We start from the raw sequence: 2,426 nt of genomic DNA, 5'->3' as shown, positions 1-2,426 counted from the left end.
GTCAGCGCACCGTACCCGCGCTCGCGCAGCTCATCGATCGCGGCGGCGAGAATCGTCATCGCCCTGGCACGGGGCGCTGACCATCGAGGGCATCGCGGCCCGCTCCGGCGCGGGCAAGCCGACGATCTATCGCTGGTGGGGGTCCAAGGCCGAAGTCGTCCTCGATGCCTTGCTCGACCGGGCAGCCGTGGAGAGCCCGTTACGGACGAGGGTTCGCTGCCCGCGGACCTGGTGGCGTTCCTGAACGCCACGTTCCGGCAGCACGACGAGCGGCCGATCCTGAGCGGCCTCATGGCTCAGGCGTTGCTCGACCCGGTCTTCGCCAAGGCGTTCCGGGATCGATTCCTGTCCAGCCGCCGAGCAGCCCTGCGCGAGATCCTGGACCATGCCGTCACATGGGGAGAGATCGCCGCGGACGTGGATCCCGAGCTGCTCGTCCGCGCGGTTCGCTGACCTTCCGTCATAGGCCGGCCTCGGCGTACTGCGCCACGCCGTCGCCGAACGACCAGTCGATCGGCTGGTTCTCGTAGATCGTGACGAACACGTTCCGCGGCTCGGTGCCCGCGTACTCCTCGGCGAGATCGGCGATCCTGCGGTAGAGGGCCTGCTTCTGGGCCGCCGTACGACCCGAGCGCATGGTGATGGAGACGAACACGATGTCGTCGTCCCGGTGAATGCCGAGGTAGTCGTCGTCGTAGCGGAACATGCGATGCGTGCCGTCGTGGCTGGTGAGCACCTGGAACCTGTCGTCCTGCGGGATGCCGATGGCGTCGACCAGGGCATCGTGTACGGCTCGGCCCAGGGCGTCCAGCCGCTTCTCGTCTGCGCGGAGCGCATCAATACGAACAAAGGGCATGATTTCGTCCTTTCACATGATTCACGCAGTGAGCGGGCACCTCAGCGGACGTGTCCGGCAAGCAGGCCGAGCGCGCCGTCGACGGCCTGCGCGTACACCTCCGCGTCACCGGCGGCGCGGGCCAGTACATACCCACCCTGCAGCACGGCGACGAGCGCGGTGGCGGTGGCCGCCGGGTCGAGCGCGGTGTCCAGCTCGCCTTGTGACCGTGCTTCCGCGAGGACGCCGGCGAGCCGGGCTCGCAGCCAGGCGAAGGTCTCCTCGACCGGACGGCGTAGCACGGAATCGTCCATCACGTCCGGGTCCTGGGTAAGGCGGCCGACCGGGCAGCCCCGGAGCGCTTCCCGCTCCCGGCGCAGGTAAGCGGTGATCCGCTGGACGGGGGTCCCGGAGCCGGAGAACTCCGCCTCCGCGCGAGCGCGCATGTCGTCGGCGCTGCGGGCGATCGCGGCCAGTGCAAGGTCGGGCTTGCCGCGGAAGTGGTGGTACATGCTGCCCTGGCCGGCCCCGGATCGCTGCTGGATCGCCTTCGGCGAGGTGCCCACGTATCCGCGCTCCCACAGCAGCTCTCGGGTGCTCTCGATCAGCCGTTCTCTCATGTCCACGGTCACGATCGTACATACTAGTAGGTACAGAGGCAACCCGCGGGCGACGTACCGAAGATCGCAGGAGTCAGCGCGCCATGGCCTGCGGTGTGGTGAGGGCGTCGAGCAGGCCGGGGAACACCTCGTCCATCTCTGTGCGGCGGAGGGCGTTCATTCGCGAGGTCCCGACGTAGTACTGCCGGATCAGGCCCGCCTCCCGCAGGACGTTGAAGTGGTGGGTGGCGGTGGACTTGCTGACCGGTATGTCGAAATCGCCGCACTTGATGTCCTCGCCGGTGGCGTCGAGCTGCGTGACGATGCTCCGGCGTACCGGATCGACGAGGGCCTCCAGCACCTGCTGGAGGTCGAACTGCGACACCTCTGGGTGCGGCGGTGTACGTCCCATGGGCCCTATAGTACGACAATCATCGAAGTTTGACAGCGATCGTACTTATGAGCTTCAGTGGGTCACGTTCACGGCGAGCGAAGGATGGTTGGCATGGCAAGGACCGTGCGGTTCCACGAGGTCGGCGGGCCCGAGGTGATGCGGCTGGAGGACCTGGAGACAGGTGAGCCGGGACCGGGCGAGGTACGGATCCGCGTGGACGCGATCGGGGTCAACAGGGCCGAGGCGCTGTTCCGCGGCGGCCAGTACATCGAGCCGGTCAAGCAACTGCCCGCCGGGCTCGGCTCTGAGGCCGCCGGTGTGATCGAGGCGGTCGGCCCGGACGTTAATGGGTTCGAGGTGGGGCAGGCGGTCAGTGTCGTGCCGTCCTTCTCGTACAACGACTACGGCATGTACGCCGAACAGGCGATCGCGCCGACGCGCGCCCTCCTGCATCGCCCCGATGGGGTGGACGCGGTTTCCGGCGCCGCGGTGTGGATGCCCTACCTCACCGCGTACGGCGCGATGGTGGAGGTGGGCGGGATGCGGGCCGGCGACGTGGCGGTGCTGAACGCGGCCTCCAGCAGCGTCGGCCTGGCCG

6 protein-coding genes are annotated in these 2,426 nt (G+C 68.3%); 3 read left to right on the top strand and 3 right to left on the bottom strand.

Features of this window, described 5'->3' with window-relative positions; translation table 11 throughout:
• On the top strand, window positions 1–244 hold a 244-nt coding region (locus tag AB0J09_RS62355; RefSeq protein WP_360713614.1), incomplete at its 5' end, for a helix-turn-helix domain-containing protein.
• Window positions 232–453: a TetR-like C-terminal domain-containing protein gene (locus AB0J09_RS62350; RefSeq protein ID WP_360713612.1), complete on the top strand. Its 222-nt coding sequence runs from the start codon at window positions 232–234 to the stop codon at window positions 451–453. The genes AB0J09_RS62355 and AB0J09_RS62350, both read left to right, overlap by 13 nt.
• A 7-nt stretch (window positions 454–460) precedes the next feature.
• Here the strand turns inward: AB0J09_RS62350 and AB0J09_RS62345 are convergent, their stop codons facing one another.
• The 3 genes from AB0J09_RS62345 to AB0J09_RS62335 form a co-directional block, all read right to left on the bottom strand.
• The gene (locus tag AB0J09_RS62345) at window positions 461–856 is read right to left on the bottom strand and encodes a tautomerase family protein (RefSeq protein ID WP_360713610.1); all 396 of its coding nucleotides are present in this window, start codon (window positions 854–856) and stop codon (window positions 461–463) included.
• A gap of 41 nt (window positions 857–897) precedes the next feature.
• On the bottom strand, window positions 898–1,455 hold the full coding sequence (locus AB0J09_RS62340) for a TetR/AcrR family transcriptional regulator (protein ID WP_360713616.1): 558 nt from the start codon (window positions 1,453–1,455) through the stop codon (window positions 898–900).
• A gap of 73 nt (window positions 1,456–1,528) precedes the next feature.
• Window positions 1,529–1,846, bottom strand: a complete 318-nt coding sequence (locus tag AB0J09_RS62335; protein WP_360713608.1) for a helix-turn-helix transcriptional regulator — start codon at window positions 1,844–1,846, stop codon at window positions 1,529–1,531.
• Between the two features lie 93 nt (window positions 1,847–1,939).
• Between AB0J09_RS62335 and AB0J09_RS62330 the strand changes: the two genes are divergently transcribed.
• Window positions 1,940–2,426: alcohol dehydrogenase catalytic domain-containing protein (locus AB0J09_RS62330; RefSeq protein ID WP_360713606.1), on the top strand; the 487-nt coding region annotated here is incomplete at its 3' end.

The organism is Nonomuraea sp. NPDC049784, assembly GCF_040659615.1.
Lineage (GTDB): Bacteria > Actinomycetota > Actinomycetes > Streptosporangiales > Streptosporangiaceae > Nonomuraea.
This window is presented reverse-complemented; position numbering and strand designations above follow the sequence as displayed.